Raw genomic sequence first — 25,288 nt, 5'->3', positions numbered from 1 at the left:
TGGCCCTGCTGTGCGTTGTGGATTACCTAACCCGCTTAGGTGGCGGAGTTTTGGTAGTATTTGACGGCGTTGGTATCCAACAGGTTGCCGCCAGAACGTGCCCACATCAGGAAACCGACCTGGCCGAGCTTGGCATAGGCTGAATCGGTGAAGCGGAACAGTGAAGCCTGCATCACATCACGGATGTAGTATTTCGCCATATCACCAAACAGGATGGATTTTGCACTGGCCGCCATGGTGGCCACGTTCTGGTTGATGGTGACGCCGTAGCCCAAGACTGAATCAGCCATCGGGCCACCCAGACCGTCGTAACCCGGCAGGAATACCGGGCGGTTCTGGCTGTCTTTCAGTTTACGAATCACCTTGAGTGATGAGTCGTTCATCATGAAGCGGCAGTTACCCGAGAGGCGATAGGCGGGGTCAACGGCGTGAACCAGATCAACCAGGTCATCAAAGATCACGGTTGTGGTTTGGCCGGTTGTGCCGGTTTTACCTGCACCCGCACCCGTTACAATACCGCGCGGCTGGGATGAGCCCGTGCCGGTGGTAAAGTAGCTGTTGGTGATCCGGCCAATGCGTTCAACCAGGCGGTTATTGATAAACGACTCGATATCGACCTGGCTGTCCTGCAGCAACTCGAACGGGACTGCCACGATCTTTGAGCTGAACTTGTAGGCGTTGAGGGATACGGTGCCGAAGGTGGGGTCAGCCGCTGTTGCGGTGGTGTTTTCCGCGATCAGCTCACCGGTTTCACTGGTGCCATCTGATGTAGGGAACGACAGCGGATTGCCCATTTCAGTTTGAATCACAGTAGCTGCTTCACGCATACCACCAAACGCCTTGAGGGCATCGATAATGGTTTGCGCAACATCTGACTGCACGCTGTAACCGCCCTCTGAGCCCGTACCTGTGCTCATGGTGTTACGAATGCCTGCCCACTCTTCAGCCGACAAAGCACCATCACCACCCCGCAACCATTTAGCAAATAGAGCAGAGGCGGGTGATTTTGCATCACGCGCGTGACGATCAGCGGCGGTGATGACGACTTGGGTTTCTGCTTCCAACGCCATGGCGTCCAGCAGCTTTTGATGGCGGTTGATTTCGCCGTCAAGGGCGTCAATTTCCGCCATACCTTCATCGTATTTGGCCTGCAGTTCTGCAGCCCATTTGTCACCTGGATTTTTCTCCAACAGTGCATGGAGTCCCTGAGCGCGTTCGCTGCGACGCTCCCGCAGTTCTTGAATGCTGGTTGGCATTGTGTTGTTCCTCAAAAAGTTATGGACATTAAAAAACCGCCGTTAGGCGGTTTGTGTTGCAAGACACGGGAGCGCGTCAGGCAGCATGGGCGACCAGGCGCAACCGGCGCGCTAGGTGGTCTGTGTGGCTGTTGTTGTAAGCCGCAATAGGTTCAGGTGTGGGTTCTGGTTCCGGCACAGGGTCTGGTTCTGCAACCGGCGCTGGTTGCGGGGCATGGCCATAGGCGGCCAAGTTCCAGTGTTGCGCGGGTGCTTTGGCTTTGGCTTTTGATCCGAGTGTATCCATGCCCGTGGCAAAGCCGTATTCGATAGCCTCTTCTGCATCAAACCAGGTGGTGGCGGCTATCCATTCGTTTAGCTGTTCGGGGGTTTGGCCTGTTTCACGGGCGTAGGTTTTCACTAGTGTGCCGTCGATCTTTTCCAGCAGGCCCGCCACATCCATCAGTTCATCGGCATTACCTATGGCGATGGTCCAGGCTTTGTGGATCATGAAGAAGCCGCCTTCACTGATCAGCACTTCATCCGCTGCCAGCGCCACATATGAAGCAGCACTGGCGGCATAGCCATCGATATGGGCAATGATTTTACTGGGATGTTCGCGTATGGCTTGCTCCATAGCGCGGCCGGCAAAGACATCACCACCCGGACAGTCAAAGCGTAGATGGATGACGGGAGCGGTCAGGCTGTTTAGGGTGCGTACAAAACTTTCTACACCGATGCCGCCCCAGTAGTCATCCGCCACGATCACATCATAGAGGTAGATGGTGGCCTCTTGCTCGGCGGCGTCCGCGCGGAATTGTCCAACGCCGCGATTGTCAGCCAGCAGTTTAAGCAGTGGATTCACTTTCTTCTCCTCCGTGGAGTTTTTCGCCACCAGCAATAGGTGGCAGGTTATCCAGTTTCCGAACTTCGTTGACTGTAATCCAGCCCGGCTCACCCGCGCGACCCAGGGCGATCCGGTAGCCTTCGTTGCGGGTTTTGTAGTCACCCCGCTCAAGCCCGGCTGTGTTGAATTCAACAAAGGTTTTTCTATCGCGGAACAGTTTACGGTTGAACTCTTGTTCAAATTTAACCAAGTGGCGCTGCAGGGTGTATTTCACAAAGCCGATGGACATCTGCTCTACACCGCTACCCCAACTGGATGTTTTTTCGGTGTGGCCGATCATGTGAGGCGGCACACCAAAGATGCGCGCGATGTCTTCAACCTGGAATTTGCGTGTGTCAATGAGCTGCGCATCTTCTGCGTTCATTGTCAGCTCATGGACTTTAATGCCGCCCGCCAATAGTGCGGGCTTGTGGTTGTTACCTAATCCGCGATAGCGTTCATTCCAGCTATTGCGCATCATGTCTTGTTGATCGGTTGTTGGGTTCCCCGGTAATTCCAGCGCAATATCAGGCCGCGCGCCGTTGGTGAAGAAGCTGCCACTGTATTCATCCGCAGCCAGCGAGATACCGGCCGCATTGCGCAGGGCGTGGCGGATTTGGCTTTGGCCGTTGCAACCGTCAAAGCCGGCACCGGGTACGTGGATCATGTCGTCTTGGTCAATGACTTCGGTTTTGCCTTCATCATTTTTTACGTGATACCAGAGCCGGCCATCTTTACGCACGACGGTTACGCGGGATTTATGCAGCGGGTCAAACCCCGTGGCCATGGGTGAGCGCCCCTGGCGCTGGATGCGCGCGAAGCTGTCACCGTTCAGCAGGAGTGAGCCGGTGAGAAATTCCCAGAACACCGCCGCCGATAGGGCGTCTGTTGGTTGGCGATTCAGCAGCCACCAGTAGTCATGATCGATGCGCTTTTTTTCGCCATCCTGACCACGCTGATAAACAGGTAAGGGCAGACTGGAAAGCGCGCCACCGATCAGGTTGACCGAGGCGTAAACGGCCGATACGCGCATGGCGCTCTGTTCGGTTACCGCGACACCGGAGGCACTGAGCCCGCCGGTCATCCAATCAAACAGTTCGGAGCCTTTGATTATTTTTGATGAGTCGAGTGTTTCATTACGCACAGCGGGCGCACGGCGTGACGCTTGTTGTTCAGAGACAAACCGGTCAAGGATGGGGCTGCCCGGTGTTTTGCATTTTTCCAGGGCATTATTGAACCGCCCACAGGCTTCTATTCTGTCTGCAAGCTCATTCATAAAATTATCAACTCGGGTGTTGGCTGTTGTTCAGCCTCTTTGCTCGATTGGCCCGCTGCCATGATGGCCGCAACGATTCCATCCACCCGGCCGGTGGCGCGCTTTTTGTCTATCTTTCGGTTGCCTGATGGGTCAGAGGCGATTACGGCATTGGCCGCGCACCAAGTCATCACCGGGTTGGCGCTGTGTTTTAGGCTGTCATTCAGTAGCCGCTGTTCAAATTCATCCAGCGACGGGCTCATGTCTTTGAAGCCCTGCCCGAATGGCTGCAGGGGTAACTCGATGCCTTCCTGCTCCATGAGCATTTTCAGGTCTTCTATTCGCCAGCGATCATAGGCGATGGACTGTATCGCGTAGCGCGACACGTCTTCCGCCACTTGTTTGATCACTGCCAGTTTGTTAATGGCCTTCCCTGGCAAGGCAACTAAATGCCCAGCGTCACGCCACGAGAGGTACGGTACACGATCAAGGCGTTCTTTTTCTGTGAGCTGATCACCCGGCACCCAGAAGCGCGGCAACAACCGCCAGTGCTGATCCGTTTCTGTTGGCTCAAAGAGCAGCACGAAGGCGGTCAGGTCTTGTGTGCTGCCCAGATCCAGGCCACCCCAGCAGCGGCGGCCTTGTAATTCTATTGGGTCGAAATCAGTATCTTGCGCGGCGAACCATACATCACTACTGATCCAGGGCGATGCGGCATCAACCCACTGGCAGAAGTTCAGCCGGCGGACAATGCTTTCTTTTGAAGGCATGCCGCGCGCTTGCACAACCTGTTCACGCAGGTACTTTAGACCAGGTATACCGGCATCAATACTCGGGTTGGCTTTTATCCAGCATGTTTCATCTTTGAACGGATCATCATGTTCATCCAGCGAACAGACGAACGAGAAAAACGAGTCATCCTGAATAGTGCCTGCAGCAATCTTTGCGCCGTAATCATGGTAATCCCAACAGACCGACTGTTTATCAGTGCCACTATTGGTGATCATGAACATCAACGCCTGGCGGCGTGACTTGGTGCCCGCGCGTAGCATCTCAACTACTACAGGTGAGCGATGCTCATGTATTTCATCAATCAACCCGATATGCGGACGCGGGCCAGATTGGCCGTCATCTGCACTGATCGGGCGGAAGAAGCTATCACTTGAGTGATAGGCCAGGTTCCACTCTTTACCGGGTGAGCCGCTTTTGTGAATACGGCACGTTAGTTCCGGCGATAGGTCAACCATGGCCACCGCATCACGAAACAAGACCATCGCCTGGTCTTTCTTTGTGGCGGCCGCGTAGATTTCCGCGCGGGATTCTTGGTCAGCCGTTAAACCGTAAAGCCCAACACCCGCAGCCAACGGGCTTTTACCGGAACCTTTAGCTGTTTCAACATACGCCACACGGAAGCGGCGGAAACCATCATCACCCAACCAACCGAACAAGCTACCAATAATAAATAGCTGCCAGCCTAACGGCTCAAACGGCACCCCCTCGTATTCACCACCATTTAGGCAGAGAACATCACGGAAGTAGCCAATGGCCCAGTTGACGTGATCAATCGACCACACTAGGCCGCGTTCATGGCCAATCTCTAAATCATTCAGATGGCGCTGACAGGCATCCCTGACATGCGGCCCCGCAATCGTTTTACCTGATACAACTGCGTGCGCGTATTCTGTGGCCTCATCAGAAATACTTTTCGGGTCCGGCCTCTTCTTCTGCGCCTGAGCCGTTTTCATCTGATTCAAATAATCCTAATTGCATATCACCCTGCGAAGGCTGCACACCTGTTCTAGCGCTAGGGTTCATGCCGAATAATGCACCGTATGATTTCATTGTTTCAGCCGCCTTGTTGGCGATCTGAAATAACACGCTTTGTTGTTCGTACCCGCTAGGGGTTGTGGTGATGTAACCAGTAAAGCCAACCACTTTCAGTTTGCGGCGGGCCTCACACCAATCACCCCAGGCCTGACAATAGATCGCCACGGCAGCCAGATCGATCTGAGCAATCACGCGCAGTTTCGCCAGTTCAATTGTGATCCGGTCCCATTCAGCCCGCGCATCATCTGACAGCAGGTCAGATGGGCAGACAGGAATCTCAATTGCAGGATGCAACCCAGCGGCTAGCGCCGCCGCAGGCTTTTTAGACGGATTTCCATTGAGGTAATGAACACTCGCCGGCTTACTTTTCGGCCCTCGCTGTCCCATATACCCCCCTCCAAAACTCCCGCTTGTAAACACAACTATGAGAGCGCGGTCTAGGTGCGGGTGGACCTGAAGTTTTACGCCCCCCCGCCCCTGTTCCAGTGATGGTGTGGGTCGATGGGTAGGCCAGCATCAGAACAGCCGATGACTGTGCCTGATTTTTCTAGCCGTTGTTTATGTCTGTCATGGCACTGCTTACATAGTGCCTGCCAGTTTGATTTGTCCCAGAACAATTCCAGGTTGCCACGATGCGGATTGATATGATCAACCACCGCCGACGGAACAACCTTGCCTTGTGCCTTGTGCGTCACACAGAGCGGATGTTCTTCCAAGTATTTCGCGCGTTCCTTCTGCCACCTGTAGTTATAGAGGGCAGATTTCTTCATCGTTTAATTGATTCTGAATTGAGTAGCAGCCGATAGACTTCATCGATCTTTGACTCCATCCCGGTCAACCGCCGCTGAATCTCGATGCTCCTTGATCCTGACACCTGCTCCAACACAGTGACCCGCTTATCCAGGCCCGCGAAGAACCAGAACGCGGCAAGCAGCATACTGATGGTAGTCAACAAATGACCGACAGAAATCTCGCGCTTCAAGTGCCACGGGTTACCGCGACGCTCAGGACCGGAATACTCAGGTGTTGTAATTTCTTTATCCACTGATCATCCCGATTGATCATAAAAAAACCCGCCACCGTTTCCGGTTGCGGGTTTCGCAGTGACACTTTCTCTACGTTAGCAGGAAAATAGCAATTGGCGGCTAGCTGGTCAAGCACTTTTTTTCAATGACTCTTGAGTATCAATTTCACCATAGCCTGCATCCCAGTATGATGTGACTGATGCCTCGCCAATCATCCGCCTGCTTTTCACTGTTGCAGGGCTCACGTTCACCTGGTCCGCAATATCCTGAACGGATACACCGCCGTAGTACCACCACCACAGCACCTTGAACACCTTGGGTTGCTGCTTCTTCAGTCGGCACAAGATACGCTCAATCCGCTCCGCGACATCGTTATCAGGCATCAGCACCAGCCCTTGTGCATCACCACCTATCCGCTCATCGTACATCGCAATCACATTGCCACCCATGCCCACACCACAGGTATCCCGCAACCATTGCCCCCACAACTGCAAACGCTCCCTTGTTTGCTCCACTGCATCACCCTCATGCTGCACAATCATCGTTAATCTCCCAATGCTCACCACACACACCTTTTGCCTCTTCCGGGCTACCAAAGACCCCCAAACACTCTCGTGGACCCGGCACCGGCTCACCCATGCTGTAATGCGCCAGCAGCCCGTATTGCCTCACCTGATCCACATCCCCGTATCTTGTTCGCATAAATTTTATGATCTCCTTCCACTCCGCACGCTCTGGCCCCCATGCCACATACAACCAACCCGCAGACACCGACACCCGGCACGCACAGACCCGATAGCCCTGGTCTGAATCTGAGTGATACTTGCTGTTTTTCTGCCATATCATTTGCCCTGCCTAACCTGCCCGACCTGCACTATCTAGGTTGGGCATACTTAAACTTTTGATTACTGGTTGTTTTTTTATAATGCCTAACGTGCCTAACCTATATCTCGCATGTGCGCGCGTGCGCGTGCGCGCCTCACGTAGAAAAGGTTGGGCAGGTTGGGCATTGACCTGTAGCCCCCGCCGTTGGTGGGTTTTAGTGGCTCCCAACCTCTTGACCGAGGTTGGGCAGGTTGGGCAGAAAACGGCTTTATTCATCCTCACCCTCCGGTAAATCCGGTGAATCATCTTCAACCGGACGCAGATACACCCAATGCCGACCCTTGCCTTGCAGACTCTTTCTGGCCTTATGCCACCCCAGTGACATCATGATCGGCGCTATCCGGTTCATATCCGCACGCGTCTGGGTGCCCACCGGCTTCTCTATCGCCTGTGACAGCAGCTCTTCAGCCGTGAAATATTGCGTGGTATTGCCACCCAGGAAATCACGTAAGCGATCCTCCCAGGGATCTCGCTGAAGCCTGGTATCCTGTTCGCGCTCGAAAAGCTCCCGCTCGGCAGGGTCTGACACCCACCACGGCACACCGCGACTGAAACAGTCCAGCGCTTCCGCCCACAGTTGATCCCGGTTCGCCGTGACCCACGCCACATCCACCGCCAAGCAGCGAATCGGCCAATAGCGCCGGTTGCCGCTGTAGTCTTTCAGGTACTCTTCTTGGTTGGTCGATCCGATGAACACGGTTTGCCGTGGGAAATCTTGTGATGTGCTGCCATACGGCGGCCTGTAGCGGTCACGACGCTGCGAAAAGAACGCCTTCGCGGCTGTTGATTCAGCTTTATTAAAACTGTCCAGCTCCGCCAGCTCATAGCCCCACACACCCTGTATGTTGCTATAAGCGTCTTTCTCACCAATTGGAATAGGCGAATCAGAAAACCACTCACCGAACAGCGCACCGATGGCGGTTGATTTACCCCAACCCTGACCACCCTCCAAGATCATCACGTTATCCGCTTTGCACCCCGGCACCATCACCCGCGCCACGCACATAATCAAAAACTTGCCCCCCGCCGCGCGGAGATAACGGGTATCACCACCCGCCCTGAACACACTTGTCAGCCAAGCCCCGATGCGCTTCTCCCCGTCCCAGCGGAGCTTTTGCAAATAGGATCTTACCGGGTGGTAACGATTGGCCTGCGCCACGGTGATCAGCGCGTCCTGTAGCTCTGTCTTGGGTGGCGGCATCATGAAATAGTTACGGTGTAACCAGATCCGCAGACGGGATGTATCCGCATCCTCCCACTCACCCGCTGCAGAATGCGGCATGGGTGGTGTTTTCAGCTTGATCAACCGATATGAGAAATCGTCATATGCCAGCACACCTGACCAACGCGGGTCACTCGCCAAAATGCGCTCTAAATTGGCCGCATGCGGCCTGATCTGGCCCTTCTCCGTGGTATCCAGCCGCGCATACCAACCAAATTCCTTGGGGTTCATCCAGCCCGGCTGAGCGGCATCATCCACATAAGCCTCAATCGGCGGCTCAGGCGGTAGGGTTGACGGTTCATATTCTGGCGAGTTTTGCGTTATACCCCTGTCTAAGCTGCGCTGCGCATCAGCGAGTGCTGAATTGATTTGCTGCGCAACCACATCAAGCCCGGCGATCAGATGAAGGTCATTAAAATCAGAGGCCCGTTTTTGTTTATTCTTATCGGCCGGCTGCGTCATGCGGCTTGCTCCTCATAGCCTGAGAAGTCGGGTATAACTGTCCTGCCCGCCGTCAACCCCGCCGCCTTCTTGGCCGCCTTAACACCGGGATTGCCTTCTGTGTCCCGGTCATTATCACCACACATCAACAGCGTGGCTTCAGGCCATGCACCCCGCAGCGCCTTGGCCACCTTCGCCATGTTGCCGCTATCCAGTGCCACCGCGCAGGGGTAGCCGGTCGCCTGGTGAATGCTGGCCCCAGTCGCATACCCTTCCGCCTGTGTCACAACCTGACCCTCACCAAAGGCTGTAGCGGCCTGAAAGCCCACCACACCCCGGCTGTAATCACCCTCAGCATCAGCGGCAATCAGGTGGAACAACCCACTCTTACGCCCAAACTTCAAAAACTGCTTGCCGCCCTTCTCCGGTATAAACTGCCAACTCCACAACTTGCCGCTGACATCACGTAAAGGCAGGGCCACCGTGCCATAGCGCAGGTACTTGAATGAGGTCGTCTCGCGGTCAAAGTCCGGTGATTTCACTTTCACAAAAAAAGCGTCGATTGACGCCTTACCGGATAGTATTTCAATGCGCTTCGCCTTGATGTGTGTCACCACCACCAAGCCATTGCTCACAAACTTAATGCCGTAGGGCCGCACCTTTTTGCGTGACAGATAATCCGACTTACCGCCCCAGGCCAACAACTCATCCAACTCAGCCGAGGCCAGTGCCACACGTTCATGCCATTCAGCGCGCGCCTGCTCATCTGCCTCAATCTCAGCGGCCAACGCCTTGCGCCGTTGCTCAGCCGCTTCACGGCGGCGCTTCTGTTCAGCCTCATCCAGCTCACCGGGGTTAAACACCCAGCCGGCCTCTTTTGCCGCCTTCACCAGCGTGCCGATACCCACGCCACCCTTTCTAAATGACTTCCACACACTCTTTGCCGCAGCGGCATCATAAAGGCCCGACAGTTCAGACCAGGCATTCCAGGTATCAAACCCCGCATCACCAAACTCGGTCTTGATGGCCATACCCATCTGCACCCAGGTATCACGGCAATCATAATTCAACCGATCCAGCGCACCCGCCACATCATCCAAGTTCAACTCTTTCATCGCTCATCAAACCCCTTGCACGAATTTCTACCCGGCGACAACCGCTTGATACACGGATCATCTTTCCGCCGCATATCATGGTGCTGGCACCCGCAACAACGCACCTTGCGATAAACGCTGTTGCGCTCTAACCGCGAAAGCGCCTCAGCGGGGTCACCATAGAAAACCCCAGGCAACGCCCCGCTCATCTACCCCGCACCACATTCAATGGGCGTTTTTTATCCTGCTTACGCAACGCATCCAGCACCGCCTCTCGGAACACCGAAGCCGCCGCCAACACATCATCCGTTTCATTCAGCGCCTTGCGCAGTTTGGCCGGGTTGTCATGCTCATCAATCACACCCGAATCACCCAGTAGCTCACCGTAAGCCGTAATGGCCTCACCAAACTCCCTGGCAAACCGGGCCAAATCCGCCGCCACACCCGGCGCAACCGAACCGGGCACCGGCACCGCCATCAACCCATAGCGCGCGCTCAACTTGCGCAACAACGCCGCACGGGGTTCAGGCGGCAAGGCATCCACCGCGCACTCTTCAAAGTCACATTCGAACTTAATCTCACCCCGCAACCGCCGCATCACAATCTGCTTGGTTTCCCGCAGATCATGAAAGGCATCACCGGTTGACGGAAAACGAATCTTCCGGTCCCTCGGGTCCGGGAAATACGCAAAATAAACAGACCGCACCTGGTCAGCATACGAAAGCTGGTTATCCACCACCCCCTGCAGCCAGTTCTCAATAAACCGCCCAATCAGGCGGGAGCGTGACTCTCTTGAATGACTTTCCATTGTGTTATCCTTGGTTCCCAAGTTGCACAGCAACACGCCACCAAGCTAAAGGGGTGACCATGCAATTAAAAAACGCCACTGTAGTCAGCAGCGCAGACGGAAAATTTGTAAAGCTAACCATCAAAGGTACAAACAACGAACTAGCCGATGCCGTTATGACAAACGATGAATTCACGGGGTTGCTCGCATATCTAATTGAATCATCCGTATCTAAAAACATCGCTAACACACTTCCTCTACCAACGGACACCGATACCGAAACACATGAGCTGAACCCCCTGTTATTGCTCGCCAAGCACATAGATGTGGTTCGATATGAGACAGGCGGTTGTGCGATCCAACTTCAAACGACCCACAATGCAGACTTTCAATTTGCCCTGGATGCGGGAATGACGGCATTTCTTCGGCAGACACTGAACAAGCCCTTGCCATGAACCCCTCACTTTTCTGATTTTCATCAATCATTCAAAATCCCCCGTCATCGTCTACGCTTAAAACAGTTACAGCGACACAGGAGCCGACACACTGACCAAAATGATCAGAATCAACAGCTTTAGCATCACGCCGCCTGCTCGTTCAGATCACCGGGCGAATCATCAACCGGACGTGGTGGCAACCACTCCGGGTCTGGGTAGATCTTCGGGTTAAGTTCATGCGGTGTTACCCGTAGGTCTACGGCCAAGCAGATAGGAATAACCCGGTCAGCCGGAACACCACGCTTTTTCCATTGACTGATTGCCATAGGAGTAACCCCTTGACTCTCCGCCAACCTGCCAGCACCCATAATTTCAATGACTGTTTCTAATGCGTCCATGAACGTAAAGTAAACTATATGTTTGATGAAATCAAACTTTTTGTTTGTTGCGAGCGGTCGTAAACTGCTAAACAATATGTTTATGTCTGAAATACACGAACAAATGCAGAGGGTTGAAAAACTACTTGCCGAGAAAGGCATGAAGAAGGTAGATTTTGCCAAGCAACTTGGCGCATCCACTCAAAGCTACAACAACTGGCGAAAAAGAGGAATGCCCGGTAGCACGTTAATCAAAGCCGCGGGCATCCTTGATGTATCGCCCGCATGGCTTGATACCGGAAAAATAATAGACGCACAGTCAGTGCGCGATGCTTCAGGGAGTTACAATGTCAGGAATGACCCATCAGGCGATGACGTCTTGATCCCGCAATACGAAGATATTGCCCTCGCAGCCGGGCACGGCAGCTACATCGACAACGAAACCGCGACCAATGCCCTCGCCTTTAAACGCACATGGTTAAATAAAAAAGGCTATAAAGAAAACAACCTGGTGGTAGTATTCGCCAGAGGTGACAGCATGTCACCCCGCATCAGTGACGGTGACGTACTGCTGGTAAAAACAGACGAAAACCACAACATCCTGGACGGCAAAGTCTACGCCATCAACTACGCAGGCGAGGCCAAGGTAAAGCGACTATCTAAACGCTTTGACGGTTCCGTAGTGGTCAGTTCAGACAATCAAACCGGGCACTACCGGGATGAAATCATCTCGCCAGAACAGATAGAGCAGCTCAACATCATCGGGCGCGTGGTCTGGATCGGCGGTGATATGTAATCAACTTCTGCTAGCAAGGAGCAATATCTATGCAGGGAATACCCATATCAGGCTTATTCGGCCTATTCGTCTTAGTCGTATTAGTGACACTGATCGTTGCCTGGATCGTAATGCCCTATATTGTACTAAGGGTAAGCGATAAGTTATCAGACGCCATCATCGAGGCCAAAGAAGCCAACCGCGAGCTAAAGGAAATTAAGCGGCTACTTGCAAATAAGAGTATTACACCAACTAACACATCACAGACTGAGAGCCTGCGATAAGGAATTAATATGGCCATGAAGCCCTGCAGGGAATGCAAAAAGATTATCAGCACAAAAGCTGACACATGCCCATATTGCGGATCAAAGACAAAAAATGGCCATTGGCTATATCTGATAATTATCGGCTTTATTATTTTGATCTTCTTTTCGCTATATAAAGGCATCAAAAGCACTACCCGCGCCACCCGCCCCAATAACCCCACCCAACACCAAAACACCGATATTACGAAGCCACCGGTTTTTGATGACACCAAAATTCTTGGCCTGAATTGGTTTTATAATGAGACAGAAGACCCACTGGGACGGGGCGTTATCAAAAGAGCGACTGTAAAATCCATCAATACAGTATCTTTCGATTTCCCATACAGAGGCGAACAAAGAGCGACCTTACAACTAAGAGATCACCCGAAATATGGAAAGGACGTTCTTTTCTATATAGAGAAAGGACAATTCACGTGCAGAATAAACAAATGTACAGTCAACGTTCGCTTTGGCGACGAAAAACCAAAAACCTTTACCGCCTTAGAACCACAGGACCAGAGTACAACGCTACTATTCATTCAAAAATATAATGATTTTGTCGCAAAAATCATGAAGGTTAACCGCGTTCAAATCGAAGCCACTTTTTATCAGAACGGCAACCACGTATTCGAATTTGACACAAAGAATCTTATATGGCCCTAACGCTAGCGCTCACCTAATAACTAGACCCATCACCACCCCCTTACTGCCACCTATGGCGAATACCACCACGCCGCTCTACCACTTTTTTTAGACCGCCTAACCCCCACACACCAAACCATCTGGTTTTTTCTCGCCTTTTAAATAAACATTATGTTTGACTTTAGCAAACTTGTTGTTTATCTTATCCTAACTGAAACAAACAAAGCCTTGGTTGGCACCCGCCGCGACTCACTGTCAGCGGCCCGCGCGACCGGCGCTTAAACCGGGCACCTATTAACAACCGAGCCACAGGAAAACGCGCATGGAAAATTATTCCAACAGCTACAGCCAGGAACCGGCACGGGCGACCTTCGTTGATAGGAACGACCCTATCAGTGGCAACACAGAGGATGCCGCGCGTTATCTATTTAGACCAGACAAATGGTCAACATTGGGGTCAGAACAATCGGATAAAGCATTGCTGTTCGGTGCCTCTTTTATGGTGCCAACGCAATCAGCCGATTTTGCTTTTTTGAGATTACTCAACGCCGCTTCTGGCGGCATTGGGATCATCTAATCACCCACTCACCGACAAACAAACAAACAGGAGAGCAACCATGATGGCCATAAAATTCAGAAGCTCAGAGGCCGAAAGACAAGCCTACCAAGCCCTAATGAACGAACAGCGCCTCAAAGCCTGGCGCACACGCTGGCTGCTGGCCACCGGGCGGGAACCGGTCTACGTACTCAACCCGCCCACCACGCCCGAACAACGGCTGATGCTGGCACAAATGCAAAGCACCGCCATAGCCACCAACACCAACGTACTGAAAATGCCGCTGCGCAAACGCCAGTACATGGGCGCAGACCTGCCCCGCCACCCAGACCCGGCCGCATAAGGAGAACACCATGCAGAACGCAGCCCGCGAACTCTGGCCATCCGAAAAACCGGACGCCTTCATGGCAGCCTGGAAGCAAGCCATTAGCCTCACAGGCCACCCCACCCTGTTCGGTGGCAACTACCTGATGGGGCTGGACGGCTACGCGCCCAAGATCAAAGAGATCAACCAGGTCATCAGCCGGCTACCCAAAAGCAAAGCGGCCATGATCGCCGCCATGGTCAGCTTCTACAACCCGGAAGAAGGCGCACGCCTAATGGCAAAAACAGGCTGTACCGGCCTGGGAAATCTGGCCCTACACCTTCCAGACGCTGCGCGCGCCGTGCTGGGTGACCTACTTTTTAACTATCACGGATGGTAACGCCATGAAAGCTACAGACATCACCTTACGGCTACTGGATGAAGCCGCTGTCACGCTCAGAGAAAACGCCGCCCACCTGAAAGCGATGCACACCCTTGACGGGCACTGGCAGATCACTGAAAAAAGCGACATAGACGCCATGATCAGCTACGCGCAAGAACTTCGGCTGGCCCGCAGACTGACAGCCGAAGCCGCCCGACTGCGTGACGAAGCCCGCAACTGCTTTGAACCACCCAAAACAAAGGCCGCATCATGAACAACCCCGAACCCATCTACCTGCTACCCGCAGAGATAGAACAAATCACCGGCTACCAACAACCCGCGCGGCAACTGCGCTGGCTGACGGATAACGGGCTGATGCACAAAAAACGCGCCGACGGCACCCCACTGGTTGCGCGCTCACACTTCAACAAAGTGATGGGTGGGTTTGACCCGAGCGCACCAGAAAAACCCAACACCGAGCCCGACTTCAGCAACCTGTCTGCCTGAAGCGACCGCCATGAGCGAACTAAAAACAATCATCAGCTTCGGCCTATTCGCCCTGGTCATTAACTTGGCACCCATGGCGTACAGCCTCACCCAAAAAGGAACCAGCATGCCCGAAGAAATCATCTATAAAACCTTCAGCACCGGCAGAAAGCGTATCAAATCGCTCAAGATCGACGGCAGAGAACAAACCGTTACCGAATGGAGCGAAGAGTCTGGAAGTCCGCCATCAGCCATCCTGTACCGACTCAAAACAATGAGCGTAAAAGAAGCCGTATTCCACGGCGCAATACCCAAAATCAACATCGCCCACGCATGGCCCGTACCCAGCAACACACTGGCCAAAGAGATTGGACGATGGCGGTAGACCTGAGAATGCAAATAGACCTCCGCCAAGCCATCGACAAACACCTGCAAAGCGGCTGGCGTATGATTATGCGTGACCCGATAACCCTGGTCAGAGGAACATGGGCCATAGAAGAACACAAAGGGGCGCTTCGGATGCGAGAGCCTGTAGATTCCATTAAGCCAACGCGGGCCACGGAACGAACTTGAGCGAATAGCTATGCCTTGTTTAGATTTTGGAAATGCAATTATATGCGTAACCGCTGGCTGGTATCGAATGAGAACCGCCGACGGGAGATACTTTTTTATGGACTGGCACGATTATCTTGGCCCTTCGATTTACAAAGACCGAGCGGCTACAAGGGGCATTGACAACTGGTGGGACGATGCAGGGATTTGCAACGCCGTTGATTGGTTTCAGCTACGCGGGAACAGAGCATAGCGCCATTATCAGGAGATAGACATGAACAAACAAAATGATGCAACTGTAAGCGATATATTAATGATAATGGCACAGCTAGAGTCGGAGGGGTTAGGGCATTACGTTGTGACTCGCAATAGCGAGTACACGCTTGCTAAGAAAAACGACAGGCCGGAAATTAACCATAATGCAAAAACCGTAGACCTTGGTGGATATGACGGCTAACGACCAGGCTCAGACGAGAGCGCAGCGAGTGAGTCGGCTGGTGTGATTGGTTAGGCGATATTTTAGGGGTAATGAAAATGACAGGGATTACAGATCAGGTTGGGCCGCTAGTGCAGTTGATTGCATACGCAGACCATGAGGTGAAATACACCAGTGACGGCTCTGGTAAAAAACATATAGCACACTGGGCCGCTGAAGAGATTGAGCGACTGCAACAAGAGAACGACTCGCTTAAAAAGGCACTTACCGACTTAATGCCGATAATGCGCGGCTGGGAGCCTGACTATTCTACCGGGGAGGAACGCCAGAAATGGGCGCGTGCACAGGCATTGCTGAGCGCCTAACGACCATGCTCAGACGAGAGCGAGCGCAGCGAGTGAACCGGTTATAGCTACTGGTTAACACTGGAGGATTTTATGAGTTGGGATGTTGAGGATATAAGTTACCCGGTAGCAAAAAAGGCGTACCGATGTGATGCATGTGAATGGATTAACAATGTACCGATTGATGAGTGTGATCTGGCAGACGATGAGCGTCACGCAATCAGCGCGGCCAAGGCAGATCGGTATAAGATTTTGAAAGGCCAAAAATACATTAAGGTGCGCGGCATATGGGAAGGCACATGGCAGACATTCCGTGCGCGTATCGACATTAACAACATCTGCCAACGCCACGACATATACGAGTGTTAACGGCCATGCTCACGCGCCGATAGGTCGCGTGTAGCTACTGGTTAGTGTGATTATTTAGAGGACAAGATGATGGGTGAAGAGGCTGATTATTTAGAGAGCCAGTGTGATGGTGGCGCAGAGCGCGATATGCGAGAGCTTGAACAGCGGGCGTATTACGATGGACTGAACAAGAAAGAGGCTAGATACCGCGACAATAAGCGGTCAGAAATTGGCACAACGATTCGCTGTGCCAACTGCGGAGGGCGAATTTTGAAAAAGTCGTATCAAACTCAATTTTGCAGCAACAGCGGAAAAGGCAACTGCAAGGATACCTATTGGAACAACGTGAGCGATAGGCGCCGCGATAGGTCGCACAGGTTTTCACACTAACGCCAAATTAAAAGGGCGTGGTACGGAATAGAATAAAGCGCCAAAGTCTAGGCGCTCCTTTTGGATTACTGGTTAAGTGAGGAATTAAGCAATGGCAAAGTATAAAGTACCGGTATCGATACAGACAGTTGCAACCCATGTGATCGGGGAGATTGAATGTGACAGTGCAGAGGAATTTAAAATAAAAGCGCACGATCTATGGGCAGAAAAAGGATGGAATTATCCTACAGCAAACATTCACAACGACTTTGATTTGCACGACTGGGATATTACTGAAATTGGCGATGATGATTTGCAGGATTACAAATCCACTTAACGCTTGAGTTAAAGCGCCGACTGAAAGGAGGTCGATTTTGAACGATTTGTTATGCGCGGGAACTGGCACCGCAAAAAACAGCCAGGACGATACTCTAACCATGGAAAAACTGAATGAGGCACTGGAGCTAATAAAGGCACTAGCGCCAAAAGGAGCACCAGAAGGAACGTTTCTGATCAAGGGCTTAACCGGCTTAAAGATTATGAAAAACGACATGCTTCCGCCAGATACCGTGATGGTGAGCAAAAGGCTGTTTGACATGATTTACGAAAGCAGTAGCACATAACGATTTTGATTAAGCCGGGAGCGGTAGCGACTCGGTTTTGAATTGCTGGTTAACTGCGATGAAGAAAAGACAATATGAGCATGTGCTAGATAGGATGATTGATCTTTTTAAGTATGGAACGCGCCGGGAAAAGGAACTGGAAAACGAATTAGCGAAAACAAAGGCGGCTCTATACCACATAGAGCAGTGCTATCTGGATGCGCTGACTGAGATTAAAGAGCTGCGCGATGACTTATACCGAGAGATTGGAAGCACGAGCAGTTAACGCTGAGTGAAGCGGCTGGCGTCAGCCAGTCCGAACGAAGTGAACTTGCACGACTTGTTGTATTGCCGATCATATACGGAGAACAGAATTATGAGTGAGAAGGTATTTAATTGGGTAACTACCCAAATGGGCGATGGTGAGCGCGCCGGTAACTTTTCGCCAGAGGTAAAGGTGTGGAGTGAGTATGCGGTACGAGCCGCCATCCTTCGCGCTCTGGCTGATTACGAGAAACACAGGGAGGAGCATTTGAGCGACCACTAAGGCAATACAACGCTAAAGCTCAACTGTGAGCGAAGCGAATCTTTTGGAGCGACTTGTTATATTTTGGAGATTGATATGACTGATATTAAAACAGTAGAGGCCAGGCTAGATATTGAACTGTTTGTGACTTGCCCTAACGAGGACTGCGAATATCTCATCGACTTACTGAGGGAAGACGACACAGATGGAACATTGCACGATGATGATGCTGCCCTAGTACGGCAAATATTCCCTGAACACGGCAGCCATGATGACTTCGAGTGCAAGGAAGTTACTTGTTCAAAATGCAAGACCACGTTCAATGTAAAAGGCTTGGAGTGGTAGAAATATAACGACCATGCTCAGGCGAGAGCGAGCGCAGCGAGTGAATCGGCTGTAGCTACTGGTTATAACGGAGTTTGCATGCACAAAAGAAAAGGCAGGTTTTACACAGCGCATATGCCAGCGAATCGCCCATTACATTACTGGTGGTGTAAAGGCATGGGTCGGTTTCATGTTACAGAGCATAATGCGTGGGAAGCAAGAACGGCATTTTTGGATAAGCTGAAATGGTATACATGGAGCGGCTGGATATCGACGATTCATAAGATCAAGATACCTGATGCGGCCAAGTACACACCGCGTAATGATATGCTGGTGACGCTACGTGAGCGCATCCGTTCGTTATAACTGGGATTATGCGGCATAAATATATTGGCAAAAGCAGCGGTGAGAATAATTCTCAACAGGAGAATGATTAAATGTTCCAAACAAAATCACCCTTCCTAATCGGCATCCGCAATCAAATGCGGGCGATGAACTACAGCGATAAAACCAGTGATGCGTACTTGCTACGCATCAGGGGCTTTATCCGTTTTCATCACAACAAACACCCCGACGAAATGGGGGCCGATGAGTGCGGCCAATATTTATCCTATCTCGCCACGGTCAAAAACGTCACTGCCAGCACACAAAAGCAGGCGCTCTGTGCATTGGTATGGATGTATAAACACCACCTACAGAAAGATATTGGTTACATCAATGGCGTGAACTACGCCACCAAACCAAAGCGCCTGCCCGTGGTGCTGACAAAAACGGAAACCGCCAACGTACTCAACAACATGAAGCGTGAAGGCTTCACCAACTGGCTAATAGCCAACCTACTTTATGGTGCAGGGCTGCGTATATCTGAATGCCTACGGCTCAGAATCAAAGACATTGATTTCGAATATCAAACCATCACTGTGCGATCAGGCAAGGGCAATAAAGATAGAACCACCCTACTACCAGCCTCACTCATACAGCCCATAAAAAGGCAGATGCAACAGGCTGAACAAGCCCACGAAAAGGACACAAAAAAAGGAATAGGCGTCACCCTGCCCTTTGCGCTGGCCAGAAAATATAAATCAGCACCCCATGACTGGGGTTGGTACTACTTATTCCCGGCTATCGGTTATGCGGTAGACAAAGAAACCGGCGAACAAAAACGCCACCACGTCTACCAGACCACGCCCCAAAAGGCGATCAAATCAGCCGTGAGGCGGTCAAAAATCACCAAGCCCGCCACCGCGCACACCCTGCGCCATAGCTTCGCTACCCACATGCTGCAAGACGGCAACGACATCCGCCGGGTACAGGAGTTGTTAGGCCATAAAGACCTCAACACCACAATGATCTACACTCATGTACTGGAGAATAACGGCAAGGCCATCACCAGCCCACTGGAAACGCTGAGCAGCGCAAGCACAATAAACAGAGCGCCTAGCTATGTACATTTACGAACAGCCACCCACGCACAAGGTTGAAATTTAAAATGAAAGCACAAGACATGGCCCAGGCCGTTTATAAAGCAGAAAGAGAGCTGGTCCACGAAATAGCGGATATCGTCAACAAAAAACTGGCCACCCTGAGTGAACAAACCGGCCTAATACTGGGCGCCGTGACCATCAGCACAACTGAAACAACCAGTTTTAGCGATAGAGAAAGAAAGTGGATAGTGACCGGAGCCAGAATAGCCCACTGGATGCCGGAGCCGATATGTACGGAATAGTAAGAAGAGGAAAAAGCTATCTAACATAACGAGGTTAATAATGTTCTCAGTTATCGCCGGCAAATACGAGAGCCATGAGCCAAACTGCAAATACAGCGAAGAATTCGAAAGCCTTGATGCTGCAATGAGCGCCTACGATAAAGTGAGAGGCTACCCATGGGCTTACATTCAGTATAAAGGAAGATTTCTTGAGCTATTCAACGACGATTTCGGAATGTTTAAATCGGTATAACTGAAAACTCATGAGCCCAAAATCAAAACTCCCCATCAACCGCCCACTTCCAAAGCGCTGGCGAATCAAAAACGGCGCGTACTACTACCGCGTACCGCCTGCCGATCTTGACCTATGGGATGGAAAACAAGAATTCAGACTGGGAAAGAGTGAAGCTGAAGCCTATAAAACCTGGTCAAAACGACTAAACGCCGTTGATTCTGACCTATCTACCATGACAAAACTCATGGATCGCTACCTACTGGAAGTGATCCCCAGCAAGGCACCCAAAACACAAACCAGCAACCGCACCAGCATCGGTAGGCTCAGGCCCATCTTTGGCCCCATGCAACCCGACGGCATCAAGCCACGCCATTACAACGCCTATAAGCACGAAGCCCTGAAGAAGTACGGCAAAACCAGCGTAAACCATGACCTTGAAGTGCTTTCACACCTCATCACCATGGCGGTTGAATGGGGAGCTATTGACAGAAATCCGCTACTCGGGCAGGTAAAGAAACACAGCACACCACCCCGGCTGCGACTGGTTGAAGACTGGGAGATAACTGAAGCGCTGAACCTAAAACCACCCACAGACAAACGCAGCGCGCGCAATGTCCGCATAGCTCAGCTATACGTTCAACTAAAGCTAATGACCGGACTCAGGCGCGGCGACATCCTCAGACTGAAGCTGCTACAAATAAAAGATGACGGAATCCACGTACAGCCCAATAAAACAGCGAAGACAACCGGCAAGCGCCTGATCATTGACTGGGACGAAGCCGGTGAACTCAGAGCCCTGATTGATGACATCCTACGCATACCGCCACGCAGAATAGGTGACGCACCCCTGTTCACCACAAACCAAGGCAAGCCCTACATAAAAGCAGACGGCAGCGCCAACGCCTTCGACAGCCTCTGGCAACGGTTCATGGATAGAGTAATGGACCAGACGAAAATCACAGACAGATTCCAGGAAAGGGACTTGCGCGCCAAAGCAGGCAGTGACAAAGACACACTGCAAGAGGCATCAGAGTTTCTAGCGCACTCAGACACACGCATAACCGACCGCGTTTATCGCCGAAAACCCACCCATATCAAGCCACTAAAACGCCCCGGCTCTGAGTAACTATGTATAAATCTATGGGACAAATAGCTATCTATGGGACAAAACGCAAAAACGGTTACAGATGAAACTCTGCAACCGTTTGTTTTTGCTTATAAAATGGCGCGCCCGGAAGGATTCGAACCTCCGACCACCTGGTTCGTAGCCAGGTACTCTATCCAGCTGAGCTACGGGCGCTTAACTTTGGAGCGCGAATTCTGAAGATTTCTTGCTCCTTTGTCAACTCTACAACTGACATAAATAATGGCGGAGAGCGAGGGAAACTCCAGCCCATTCATTAATACCTAATTATTCAGAAGCTTACAAAATACATCTTCCAATTACAAGATCTCATCGTAACACCCTATCGGAACGGATATTCTTCCAGTATTATAATTCCCAGGTAACCTGTCCACATCCAGTAATAACAATATGTCACGATCATAAAGCCAGACTAATAAAGGTTCGTGGGTTCTTCTATTGGTGCCCGTCAGCATTGTTGGGGAGCATTTCCAAAGCAACTGGTTGGATAAACACCCCATTCCATATGTGCATAATGCCTAGCTCTTATCTGGATAGGCACAAATTAAAGTGCTTACCTCTTACAAGCTTGATCTCTATAAGGCATACAATTAGACTCTGCTGAAATGTTTACAAGAGATCATAAAGTTTGGCGAATTACCTCCTGGGTGCTACTAGCAGCCTTGGCTTTTGTGTTTTCCAGCGGAACGGGCATCCACTCTCATAGCATCGAACACGCGCACGAATCGCTCTTTATTACTGATTCCATAGCTGACTCTTCTCATTACCACTCTTATGCGCCTCATGCCTCTACAGATACCTCACATGACATAGAGCACGGGGAGATTGCTTCCCAGAAGGATCTATCTCCCAAGGCAGTTTTTACTAAATTGAGCGATGGGCCTTCTGCGTTCTTGTTTTTAGTATCGATCTGGCTAGGGCTATTAATCCAGTTTATTTGTAGCATCACTATTAATCGTCATACGGGGCCGATCAACCTCTATTGGCGCTACCTTCTTTGCCCACCTCTTCGCGCACCACCTCAATAGCTGACCCAAGCCACTCATTCAGAAACGCCACCACACTCTTCAATGAGATGACGGGTTTTCTGCAATGGGGTGGCCTCTCAATCCATTAATATCCTGGTCTTGTGTCATAGGTCAAAGTAGGAGGGTAGCCAGCTTTTTGGCGACTCCAGGCATTGATATCTTCCAACACAAGCGTCTTATTTCTATAGCCCATGGGACTATAGATGGGTCAATACAATATTAAGGTAAAAAACGTGAAGATGAAAATACTGACTATCCTCATTCATTCCGAAGCACAACAAGCGCTTCTAGATAAAATACGCAGTTTAAAAGAGGTAAATGGTTTTACCTTCAGCCATGCTGAAGGACACGGAACTCATGTCGAAGACAATGACTTTCTCGCTGCACGAGATAAAGTAGTCGGGCACTCCGCGAGACTCAGAGTTGATATGCTGCTGGACAATCTCGCCTGCGAAAAAGTTATAGCGATGCTGAAGGAGAGTAAAGGCCCACTTAAGGGGCATACTGTCTTTTGGGTTACTGCCACAGAAACGAGTGGTCATATCTAATCAAGATTGCAGCTGTTCTAGACCAATTTTCTCGGAGTAATTCATGTTAGTTATACGTCATTTACTGATGCTCATTTCGGGCATTGTGATTCTTCTTGTATTATCAGATGCATCGTTTGCGCATGGTATGTCAGAGGAGGAAAAACAGGCCGTGATTGCTGGTGGTAATCTCCGTTACCTCTGGCTCGGTGCCACTCATATGCTATCCGGTTATGATCACTTGGCATTCGTCTTTGGTATTATCTTTTTCTTGACGAGTTTCCGTGATATTGCCAAATATGTGACCGCTTTTACATTGGGGCACAGTGTTACTTTAATATATGCCACCTTTAATGGCATCCAGCTTAACTACTTCCTGATTGACGCCATTATCGCCTTGAGTGTCTGCTACATCGCATTTGCTAATCTCGATGGCTTTCGTAAATACCTCAATATCAACCCACCAAACATGATGTTCATGATTGTTGGATTGGGTTTAATTCATGGTTTTGGTTTGTCTACCCGGCTCCAGCAATTACCACTGAGCGAAGATGACCTGTTGGCCAATATCATTTCATTCAATGTGGGCGTCGAGTTAGGGCAGATCAGTGCACTGGCAGTGATGTTACTGCTGGTTGCGGCTTGGAGAAAACGCAAGAGCTTCACTACTTTTAGCTTCATAGCTAATTATACTTTAATTATGGGGGGGCTATTTCTCTTCTTGATGCAGATGCATGGCTATGAGCATGTGGCCAATGCGAGTGAACTGGGAGGTACAAATACTAGTGCTGTAACTGAAGCCGATAAAGGAACCGAGGATCCAGTTTCTACAGGCGCTACAGAAACGATCAGCATCACTCTCCCCCCTCGTGGTGAGAAAGAGTACAAACTCTATCTAACCAAGGGTGCTGTACTTACCTATTCCTGGAAAACTGATGGAGAAGAGCTCTACTATGATTTTCATGGAGAACCGGCTGGCGATACCACTGGTGCCTTTAAGAGCTATCAGACAAATACGATGAGTAGTGCTTCAGGTCAGTTGCTTGCACCTTTTGAAGGTACGCATGGGTGGTACTGGAAAAGCTCATCAAACTCGATCGTTACAATCACATTAAATGTTCAGGGTGGTTATTCGCGGCTGGATGATGAAAAAAAAGGAGCAGTCGGTGAACCTCTTTTAGGAACACCAACACCTGAGAAAAAACGCGACAGTATTTTTTAAGCAACAGGAGAATTAATAATGCGTATGTACAAAATGATTATGGTATTGGTGATGAGTCTGTTGGCATTCGGTGTCTTTGCTGGCAGCGGACATTCACATGCGCCAGTAGATGAAAATAAGGCAAGCCTTATCGCTACTAAAATTGTTTCTAATCTAGTTAATCGAGGCGTTATTGAGGAAAGTTGGAAATCGATTGAAATTTCAAAGATTGAGGCAAAAACCTTTAAAGGCAGCAAAGAATGGGTTGCTGCGTTTACGAACCCTGAAGTGAGTGAACCAGAGAAGCGCACATTATATATCTTCCTTACCCTGAGCGGGGAATATCTGGCTGCAAATTATACAGGCATGTAGATCGCTGGTAGTTACTGTAGAGCCCCACTTTAGGTTAATTAATCTAAAGTGGGGCTCTACTATCATCATTACTAGAAAATCTATTCATACATCCTTATTGGCATTTAAGGAAAAAAACAATGAAAGTACGATTTACTCTGACCATTTCTATAATTTTCATACTAGCAGGCTGTTCAGATCATGGTCACTCCCACAATGAGCCGGCAGATAGTCAGATTCCTGGTAAACACGAAACTATTGATAAGTAAACTGGAGAAGTACGATGAAAAGGTTCTTTACAATTTTTATACTGTCATTTTTACTTGCAGGCACATCAGTCATGGCAGGATCGGGGCATAGCCATGGATTTGGTGGTCCAGTAATCCCTGTAGATGAATCAGCAGCCGAAAGAAATGCCGGGATAGTAATTGCCTCACTTGTTTCAAGAGGGAAAGTAGATGAAAGTTGGGGTGCAGTTAAGGCCAACTCAATAGAGAAACAAACCCTAAATGGTAAACCCGAGTGGGTAGTCGTTTATGTCAACAATAATATCACTTGTAGTAGTCGCGACTTGATCTGACAGTTACCAGCTTTCTGGAAGTCCGTATTGTCAGGTCAAGTTCAGTTGACTAACTTCTCCTGCCAAATTTGTTTCCCATCTTGCAAGGTTTCCAG

General features: G+C 50.7%; 40 protein-coding genes and 1 tRNA gene. 27 read left to right on the top strand and 14 right to left on the bottom strand.

Annotated features, from left to right (window positions below; genetic code table 11):
* Positions 1-35: 35 nt before the first annotated feature.
* The 12 genes from FHP88_RS08960 to FHP88_RS08905 all read right to left on the bottom strand — a co-directional run bounded on the left by FHP88_RS08960 (position 36) and on the right by FHP88_RS08905 (position 10,678).
* Entirely contained in the window at positions 36-1,256 is a 1,221-nt protein-coding gene (locus tag FHP88_RS08960; RefSeq protein ID WP_144358704.1) for a phage major capsid protein, read from the bottom strand.
* 76 nt (positions 1,257-1,332) lie between these two features.
* Positions 1,333-2,100 (bottom strand): head maturation protease, ClpP-related, encoded by a 768-nt coding sequence (locus FHP88_RS08955; RefSeq protein WP_260843221.1) that lies wholly within the window; start codon positions 2,098-2,100, stop codon positions 1,333-1,335.
* Positions 2,084-3,397, bottom strand: a complete 1,314-nt coding sequence (locus FHP88_RS08950) for a phage portal protein (RefSeq protein WP_144358703.1) — start codon at positions 3,395-3,397, stop codon at positions 2,084-2,086. Before FHP88_RS08950 ends, FHP88_RS08955 begins: the two co-directional genes overlap by 17 nt.
* Positions 3,394-5,121, bottom strand: a complete 1,728-nt coding sequence (locus FHP88_RS08945) for a terminase large subunit (protein ID WP_144358702.1) — start codon at positions 5,119-5,121, stop codon at positions 3,394-3,396. Before FHP88_RS08945 ends, FHP88_RS08950 begins: the two co-directional genes overlap by 4 nt.
* The gene (locus tag FHP88_RS08940) at positions 5,069-5,590 is read right to left on the bottom strand and encodes a phage terminase small subunit P27 family (RefSeq protein WP_144358701.1); all 522 of its coding nucleotides are present in this window, start codon (positions 5,588-5,590) and stop codon (positions 5,069-5,071) included. The genes FHP88_RS08945 and FHP88_RS08940 overlap by 53 nt, the downstream gene beginning before the upstream one ends.
* 74 nt (positions 5,591-5,664) lie before the next feature.
* Positions 5,665-5,973, bottom strand: a complete 309-nt coding sequence (locus FHP88_RS08935) for an HNH endonuclease signature motif containing protein (protein ID WP_144358700.1) — start codon at positions 5,971-5,973, stop codon at positions 5,665-5,667.
* A complete protein-coding gene (locus tag FHP88_RS08930) occupies positions 5,970-6,248 on the bottom strand; it encodes a hypothetical protein (protein ID WP_144358699.1) in 279 nt (92 codons plus the stop codon). The genes FHP88_RS08935 and FHP88_RS08930 overlap by 4 nt, the downstream gene beginning before the upstream one ends.
* A gap of 108 nt (positions 6,249-6,356) precedes the next feature.
* Entirely contained in the window at positions 6,357-6,770 is a 414-nt protein-coding gene (locus FHP88_RS08925) for an RNA polymerase sigma factor (protein ID WP_144358698.1), read from the bottom strand.
* The gene (locus tag FHP88_RS08920) at positions 6,754-7,074 is read right to left on the bottom strand and encodes a hypothetical protein (protein ID WP_144358697.1); all 321 of its coding nucleotides are present in this window, start codon (positions 7,072-7,074) and stop codon (positions 6,754-6,756) included. Before FHP88_RS08920 ends, FHP88_RS08925 begins: the two co-directional genes overlap by 17 nt.
* Before the next feature lie 247 nt (positions 7,075-7,321).
* Entirely contained in the window at positions 7,322-8,797 is a 1,476-nt protein-coding gene (locus FHP88_RS08915; protein ID WP_144358696.1) for a virulence-associated E family protein, read from the bottom strand.
* Positions 8,794-9,891 (bottom strand): PriCT-2 domain-containing protein, encoded by a 1,098-nt coding sequence (locus FHP88_RS08910; protein ID WP_144358695.1) that lies wholly within the window; start codon positions 9,889-9,891, stop codon positions 8,794-8,796. The genes FHP88_RS08915 and FHP88_RS08910 overlap by 4 nt, the downstream gene beginning before the upstream one ends.
* Positions 9,892-10,075: 184 nt before the next feature.
* Positions 10,076-10,678, bottom strand: a complete 603-nt coding sequence (locus FHP88_RS08905; protein WP_144358694.1) for a hypothetical protein — start codon at positions 10,676-10,678, stop codon at positions 10,076-10,078.
* 59 nt (positions 10,679-10,737) lie between these two features.
* On the opposite strand from FHP88_RS08905, the gene FHP88_RS08900 reads away from it, so the two are divergent.
* Complete coding sequence (locus FHP88_RS08900; RefSeq protein WP_144358693.1) at positions 10,738-11,112, top strand: hypothetical protein; 375 nt, start codon at positions 10,738-10,740, stop codon at positions 11,110-11,112.
* A gap of 125 nt (positions 11,113-11,237) precedes the next feature.
* On the opposite strand, the gene FHP88_RS08895 is transcribed toward FHP88_RS08900, so the two are convergent.
* Complete coding sequence (locus tag FHP88_RS08895) at positions 11,238-11,492, bottom strand: transcriptional regulator (RefSeq protein WP_144358692.1); 255 nt, start codon at positions 11,490-11,492, stop codon at positions 11,238-11,240.
* 25 nt (positions 11,493-11,517) lie between these two features.
* Here FHP88_RS08895 and FHP88_RS08890 point away from each other — a divergent pair, with 25 nt between their 5' ends.
* From FHP88_RS08890 to FHP88_RS08785, 22 genes are all read left to right on the top strand, one after another.
* Positions 11,518-12,267 carry a LexA family transcriptional regulator gene (locus FHP88_RS08890; RefSeq protein WP_144358691.1) on the top strand — a complete coding sequence of 250 codons (750 nt, stop codon included), beginning with the start codon at positions 11,518-11,520 and terminating at the stop codon, positions 12,265-12,267.
* Between the two features lie 272 nt (positions 12,268-12,539).
* Positions 12,540-13,214 (top strand): hypothetical protein, encoded by a 675-nt coding sequence (locus tag FHP88_RS08885; protein WP_144358690.1) that lies wholly within the window; start codon positions 12,540-12,542, stop codon positions 13,212-13,214.
* A 301-nt stretch (positions 13,215-13,515) separates the two neighbouring features.
* Positions 13,516-13,770 carry a hypothetical protein gene (locus FHP88_RS08880; protein WP_144358689.1) on the top strand — a complete coding sequence of 85 codons (255 nt, stop codon included), beginning with the start codon at positions 13,516-13,518 and terminating at the stop codon, positions 13,768-13,770.
* 40 nt (positions 13,771-13,810) lie between these two features.
* On the top strand, positions 13,811-14,092 hold the full coding sequence (locus FHP88_RS08875) for a hypothetical protein (RefSeq protein ID WP_144358688.1): 282 nt from the start codon (positions 13,811-13,813) through the stop codon (positions 14,090-14,092).
* Between the two features lie 10 nt (positions 14,093-14,102).
* Positions 14,103-14,453 carry a hypothetical protein gene (locus FHP88_RS08870; protein ID WP_144358687.1) on the top strand — a complete coding sequence of 117 codons (351 nt, stop codon included), beginning with the start codon at positions 14,103-14,105 and terminating at the stop codon, positions 14,451-14,453.
* 4 nt (positions 14,454-14,457) lie between these two features.
* Positions 14,458-14,709, top strand: a complete 252-nt coding sequence (locus tag FHP88_RS08865) for a hypothetical protein (protein ID WP_144358686.1) — start codon at positions 14,458-14,460, stop codon at positions 14,707-14,709.
* Entirely contained in the window at positions 14,706-14,942 is a 237-nt protein-coding gene (locus tag FHP88_RS08860) for a DUF4224 domain-containing protein (protein WP_144358685.1), read from the top strand. The genes FHP88_RS08865 and FHP88_RS08860 overlap by 4 nt, the downstream gene beginning before the upstream one ends.
* A gap of 10 nt (positions 14,943-14,952) precedes the next feature.
* The gene (locus FHP88_RS08855; RefSeq protein WP_144358684.1) at positions 14,953-15,306 is read left to right on the top strand and encodes a hypothetical protein; all 354 of its coding nucleotides are present in this window, start codon (positions 14,953-14,955) and stop codon (positions 15,304-15,306) included.
* A gap of 8 nt (positions 15,307-15,314) precedes the next feature.
* Positions 15,315-15,494, top strand: coding sequence for a hypothetical protein (locus FHP88_RS08850; protein WP_144358683.1), 180 nt, complete (start codon positions 15,315-15,317; stop codon positions 15,492-15,494).
* Between the two features lie 253 nt (positions 15,495-15,747).
* Entirely contained in the window at positions 15,748-15,930 is a 183-nt protein-coding gene (locus FHP88_RS08840) for a hypothetical protein (RefSeq protein WP_144358681.1), read from the top strand.
* Positions 15,931-16,007: 77 nt separating this feature from the next.
* Positions 16,008-16,274: a hypothetical protein gene (locus FHP88_RS08835; RefSeq protein ID WP_144358680.1), complete on the top strand. Its 267-nt coding sequence runs from the start codon at positions 16,008-16,010 to the stop codon at positions 16,272-16,274.
* 72 nt (positions 16,275-16,346) lie between these two features.
* The gene (locus FHP88_RS08830; RefSeq protein WP_144358679.1) at positions 16,347-16,622 is read left to right on the top strand and encodes a hypothetical protein; all 276 of its coding nucleotides are present in this window, start codon (positions 16,347-16,349) and stop codon (positions 16,620-16,622) included.
* A 69-nt stretch (positions 16,623-16,691) separates the two neighbouring features.
* Positions 16,692-16,991, top strand: coding sequence for a hypothetical protein (locus FHP88_RS08825; RefSeq protein ID WP_186297663.1), 300 nt, complete (start codon positions 16,692-16,694; stop codon positions 16,989-16,991).
* Between the two features lie 91 nt (positions 16,992-17,082).
* Positions 17,083-17,307 (top strand): hypothetical protein, encoded by a 225-nt coding sequence (locus FHP88_RS08820; protein WP_144358677.1) that lies wholly within the window; start codon positions 17,083-17,085, stop codon positions 17,305-17,307.
* 37 nt (positions 17,308-17,344) lie between these two features.
* Positions 17,345-17,593 (top strand): hypothetical protein, encoded by a 249-nt coding sequence (locus FHP88_RS08815; protein WP_144358676.1) that lies wholly within the window; start codon positions 17,345-17,347, stop codon positions 17,591-17,593.
* A gap of 58 nt (positions 17,594-17,651) precedes the next feature.
* Positions 17,652-17,858 carry a hypothetical protein gene (locus FHP88_RS08810; protein WP_144358675.1) on the top strand — a complete coding sequence of 69 codons (207 nt, stop codon included), beginning with the start codon at positions 17,652-17,654 and terminating at the stop codon, positions 17,856-17,858.
* Positions 17,859-17,948: 90 nt separating this feature from the next.
* Positions 17,949-18,119 carry a hypothetical protein gene (locus FHP88_RS19145; RefSeq protein ID WP_186297662.1) on the top strand — a complete coding sequence of 57 codons (171 nt, stop codon included), beginning with the start codon at positions 17,949-17,951 and terminating at the stop codon, positions 18,117-18,119.
* A 75-nt stretch (positions 18,120-18,194) separates the two neighbouring features.
* Positions 18,195-18,443, top strand: a complete 249-nt coding sequence (locus FHP88_RS08805; protein ID WP_144358674.1) for a hypothetical protein — start codon at positions 18,195-18,197, stop codon at positions 18,441-18,443.
* A 156-nt stretch (positions 18,444-18,599) separates the two neighbouring features.
* Positions 18,600-18,788: a hypothetical protein gene (locus FHP88_RS08800; RefSeq protein WP_144358673.1), complete on the top strand. Its 189-nt coding sequence runs from the start codon at positions 18,600-18,602 to the stop codon at positions 18,786-18,788.
* A gap of 71 nt (positions 18,789-18,859) precedes the next feature.
* On the top strand, positions 18,860-19,903 hold the full coding sequence (locus FHP88_RS08795; RefSeq protein ID WP_144358672.1) for an integron integrase: 1,044 nt from the start codon (positions 18,860-18,862) through the stop codon (positions 19,901-19,903).
* A gap of 8 nt (positions 19,904-19,911) precedes the next feature.
* Complete coding sequence (locus FHP88_RS08790; RefSeq protein WP_144358671.1) at positions 19,912-20,148, top strand: hypothetical protein; 237 nt, start codon at positions 19,912-19,914, stop codon at positions 20,146-20,148.
* A gap of 242 nt (positions 20,149-20,390) precedes the next feature.
* Positions 20,391-21,488, top strand: coding sequence for an integrase (locus FHP88_RS08785; RefSeq protein WP_144358670.1), 1,098 nt, complete (start codon positions 20,391-20,393; stop codon positions 21,486-21,488).
* Between the two features lie 97 nt (positions 21,489-21,585).
* Here the strand turns inward: FHP88_RS08785 and FHP88_RS08780 are convergent.
* Positions 21,586-21,662 (bottom strand) — tRNA-Arg (locus FHP88_RS08780).
* Between the two features lie 1,111 nt (positions 21,663-22,773).
* Here FHP88_RS08780 and FHP88_RS08775 point away from each other — a divergent pair.
* From FHP88_RS08775 to FHP88_RS08760, 4 genes are all read left to right on the top strand, one after another.
* Positions 22,774-23,082 (top strand): DUF3240 family protein, encoded by a 309-nt coding sequence (locus tag FHP88_RS08775; protein WP_260843233.1) that lies wholly within the window; start codon positions 22,774-22,776, stop codon positions 23,080-23,082.
* 43 nt (positions 23,083-23,125) lie between these two features.
* A complete protein-coding gene (locus FHP88_RS08770; protein ID WP_144358668.1) occupies positions 23,126-24,283 on the top strand; it encodes a HupE/UreJ family protein in 1,158 nt (385 codons plus the stop codon).
* A gap of 18 nt (positions 24,284-24,301) precedes the next feature.
* On the top strand, positions 24,302-24,634 hold the full coding sequence (locus FHP88_RS08765) for a DUF6488 family protein (RefSeq protein WP_144358667.1): 333 nt from the start codon (positions 24,302-24,304) through the stop codon (positions 24,632-24,634).
* 262 nt (positions 24,635-24,896) lie between these two features.
* Positions 24,897-25,193, top strand: a complete 297-nt coding sequence (locus FHP88_RS08760; RefSeq protein WP_144358666.1) for a DUF6488 family protein — start codon at positions 24,897-24,899, stop codon at positions 25,191-25,193.
* The last annotated feature ends 95 nt before the right edge of the window (positions 25,194-25,288 follow it).

This window comes from Sedimenticola selenatireducens (assembly GCF_007625115.1).
GTDB lineage: Bacteria > Pseudomonadota > Gammaproteobacteria > Chromatiales > Chromatiaceae > Sedimenticola > Sedimenticola selenatireducens_A.
The sequence above is the reverse complement of the archived record's forward strand: the minus strand, read 5'-3'. Positions and strand labels throughout refer to the sequence as shown.

What these genes read in the sequence shown, in the direction of transcription:
- FHP88_RS08960 (WP_144358704.1), bottom strand. Translation starts at nt 1,256, where the DNA reads ATGCCAACCAGCATTCAAGAACTGCGGGAGCGTCGCAGCGAACGCGCT.
- FHP88_RS08950 (WP_144358703.1), bottom strand. Translation starts at nt 3,397, where the DNA reads ATGAATGAGCTTGCAGACAGAATAGAAGCCTGTGGGCGGTTCAATAAT.
- FHP88_RS08945 (WP_144358702.1), bottom strand. Translation starts at nt 5,121, where the DNA reads ATGAAAACGGCTCAGGCGCAGAAGAAGAGGCCGGACCCGAAAAGTATT.
- FHP88_RS08940 (WP_144358701.1), bottom strand. Translation starts at nt 5,590, where the DNA reads ATGGGACAGCGAGGGCCGAAAAGTAAGCCGGCGAGTGTTCATTACCTC.
- FHP88_RS08935 (WP_144358700.1), bottom strand. Translation starts at nt 5,973, where the DNA reads ATGAAGAAATCTGCCCTCTATAACTACAGGTGGCAGAAGGAACGCGCG.
- FHP88_RS08925 (WP_144358698.1), bottom strand. Translation starts at nt 6,770, where the DNA reads ATGATTGTGCAGCATGAGGGTGATGCAGTGGAGCAAACAAGGGAGCGT.
- FHP88_RS08920 (WP_144358697.1), bottom strand. Translation starts at nt 7,074, where the DNA reads ATGATATGGCAGAAAAACAGCAAGTATCACTCAGATTCAGACCAGGGC.
- FHP88_RS08915 (WP_144358696.1), bottom strand. Translation starts at nt 8,797, where the DNA reads ATGACGCAGCCGGCCGATAAGAATAAACAAAAACGGGCCTCTGATTTT.
- FHP88_RS08910 (WP_144358695.1), bottom strand. Translation starts at nt 9,891, where the DNA reads ATGAAAGAGTTGAACTTGGATGATGTGGCGGGTGCGCTGGATCGGTTG.
- FHP88_RS08905 (WP_144358694.1), bottom strand. Translation starts at nt 10,678, where the DNA reads ATGGAAAGTCATTCAAGAGAGTCACGCTCCCGCCTGATTGGGCGGTTT.
- FHP88_RS08900 (WP_144358693.1), top strand. Translation starts at nt 10,738, where the DNA reads ATGCAATTAAAAAACGCCACTGTAGTCAGCAGCGCAGACGGAAAATTT.
- FHP88_RS08895 (WP_144358692.1), bottom strand. Translation starts at nt 11,492, where the DNA reads ATGGACGCATTAGAAACAGTCATTGAAATTATGGGTGCTGGCAGGTTG.
- FHP88_RS08890 (WP_144358691.1), top strand. Translation starts at nt 11,518, where the DNA reads ATGAAATCAAACTTTTTGTTTGTTGCGAGCGGTCGTAAACTGCTAAAC.
- FHP88_RS08885 (WP_144358690.1), top strand. Translation starts at nt 12,540, where the DNA reads ATGGCCATGAAGCCCTGCAGGGAATGCAAAAAGATTATCAGCACAAAA.
- FHP88_RS08880 (WP_144358689.1), top strand. Translation starts at nt 13,516, where the DNA reads ATGGAAAATTATTCCAACAGCTACAGCCAGGAACCGGCACGGGCGACC.
- FHP88_RS08875 (WP_144358688.1), top strand. Translation starts at nt 13,811, where the DNA reads ATGATGGCCATAAAATTCAGAAGCTCAGAGGCCGAAAGACAAGCCTAC.
- FHP88_RS08870 (WP_144358687.1), top strand. Translation starts at nt 14,103, where the DNA reads ATGCAGAACGCAGCCCGCGAACTCTGGCCATCCGAAAAACCGGACGCC.
- FHP88_RS08865 (WP_144358686.1), top strand. Translation starts at nt 14,458, where the DNA reads ATGAAAGCTACAGACATCACCTTACGGCTACTGGATGAAGCCGCTGTC.
- FHP88_RS08860 (WP_144358685.1), top strand. Translation starts at nt 14,706, where the DNA reads ATGAACAACCCCGAACCCATCTACCTGCTACCCGCAGAGATAGAACAA.
- FHP88_RS08855 (WP_144358684.1), top strand. Translation starts at nt 14,953, where the DNA reads ATGAGCGAACTAAAAACAATCATCAGCTTCGGCCTATTCGCCCTGGTC.
- FHP88_RS08850 (WP_144358683.1), top strand. Translation starts at nt 15,315, where the DNA reads ATGCAAATAGACCTCCGCCAAGCCATCGACAAACACCTGCAAAGCGGC.
- FHP88_RS08840 (WP_144358681.1), top strand. Translation starts at nt 15,748, where the DNA reads ATGAACAAACAAAATGATGCAACTGTAAGCGATATATTAATGATAATG.
- FHP88_RS08835 (WP_144358680.1), top strand. Translation starts at nt 16,008, where the DNA reads ATGACAGGGATTACAGATCAGGTTGGGCCGCTAGTGCAGTTGATTGCA.
- FHP88_RS08830 (WP_144358679.1), top strand. Translation starts at nt 16,347, where the DNA reads ATGAGTTGGGATGTTGAGGATATAAGTTACCCGGTAGCAAAAAAGGCG.
- FHP88_RS08825 (WP_186297663.1), top strand. Translation starts at nt 16,692, where the DNA reads ATGGGTGAAGAGGCTGATTATTTAGAGAGCCAGTGTGATGGTGGCGCA.
- FHP88_RS08820 (WP_144358677.1), top strand. Translation starts at nt 17,083, where the DNA reads ATGGCAAAGTATAAAGTACCGGTATCGATACAGACAGTTGCAACCCAT.
- FHP88_RS08810 (WP_144358675.1), top strand. Translation starts at nt 17,652, where the DNA reads ATGAAGAAAAGACAATATGAGCATGTGCTAGATAGGATGATTGATCTT.
- FHP88_RS19145 (WP_186297662.1), top strand. Translation starts at nt 17,949, where the DNA reads ATGAGTGAGAAGGTATTTAATTGGGTAACTACCCAAATGGGCGATGGT.
- FHP88_RS08805 (WP_144358674.1), top strand. Translation starts at nt 18,195, where the DNA reads ATGACTGATATTAAAACAGTAGAGGCCAGGCTAGATATTGAACTGTTT.
- FHP88_RS08800 (WP_144358673.1), top strand. Translation starts at nt 18,600, where the DNA reads ATGGGTCGGTTTCATGTTACAGAGCATAATGCGTGGGAAGCAAGAACG.
- FHP88_RS08795 (WP_144358672.1), top strand. Translation starts at nt 18,860, where the DNA reads ATGTTCCAAACAAAATCACCCTTCCTAATCGGCATCCGCAATCAAATG.
- FHP88_RS08790 (WP_144358671.1), top strand. Translation starts at nt 19,912, where the DNA reads ATGAAAGCACAAGACATGGCCCAGGCCGTTTATAAAGCAGAAAGAGAG.
- FHP88_RS08785 (WP_144358670.1), top strand. Translation starts at nt 20,391, where the DNA reads ATGAGCCCAAAATCAAAACTCCCCATCAACCGCCCACTTCCAAAGCGC.
- FHP88_RS08775 (WP_260843233.1), top strand. Translation starts at nt 22,774, where the DNA reads ATGAAAATACTGACTATCCTCATTCATTCCGAAGCACAACAAGCGCTT.
- FHP88_RS08770 (WP_144358668.1), top strand. Translation starts at nt 23,126, where the DNA reads ATGTTAGTTATACGTCATTTACTGATGCTCATTTCGGGCATTGTGATT.
- FHP88_RS08765 (WP_144358667.1), top strand. Translation starts at nt 24,302, where the DNA reads ATGCGTATGTACAAAATGATTATGGTATTGGTGATGAGTCTGTTGGCA.
- FHP88_RS08760 (WP_144358666.1), top strand. Translation starts at nt 24,897, where the DNA reads ATGAAAAGGTTCTTTACAATTTTTATACTGTCATTTTTACTTGCAGGC.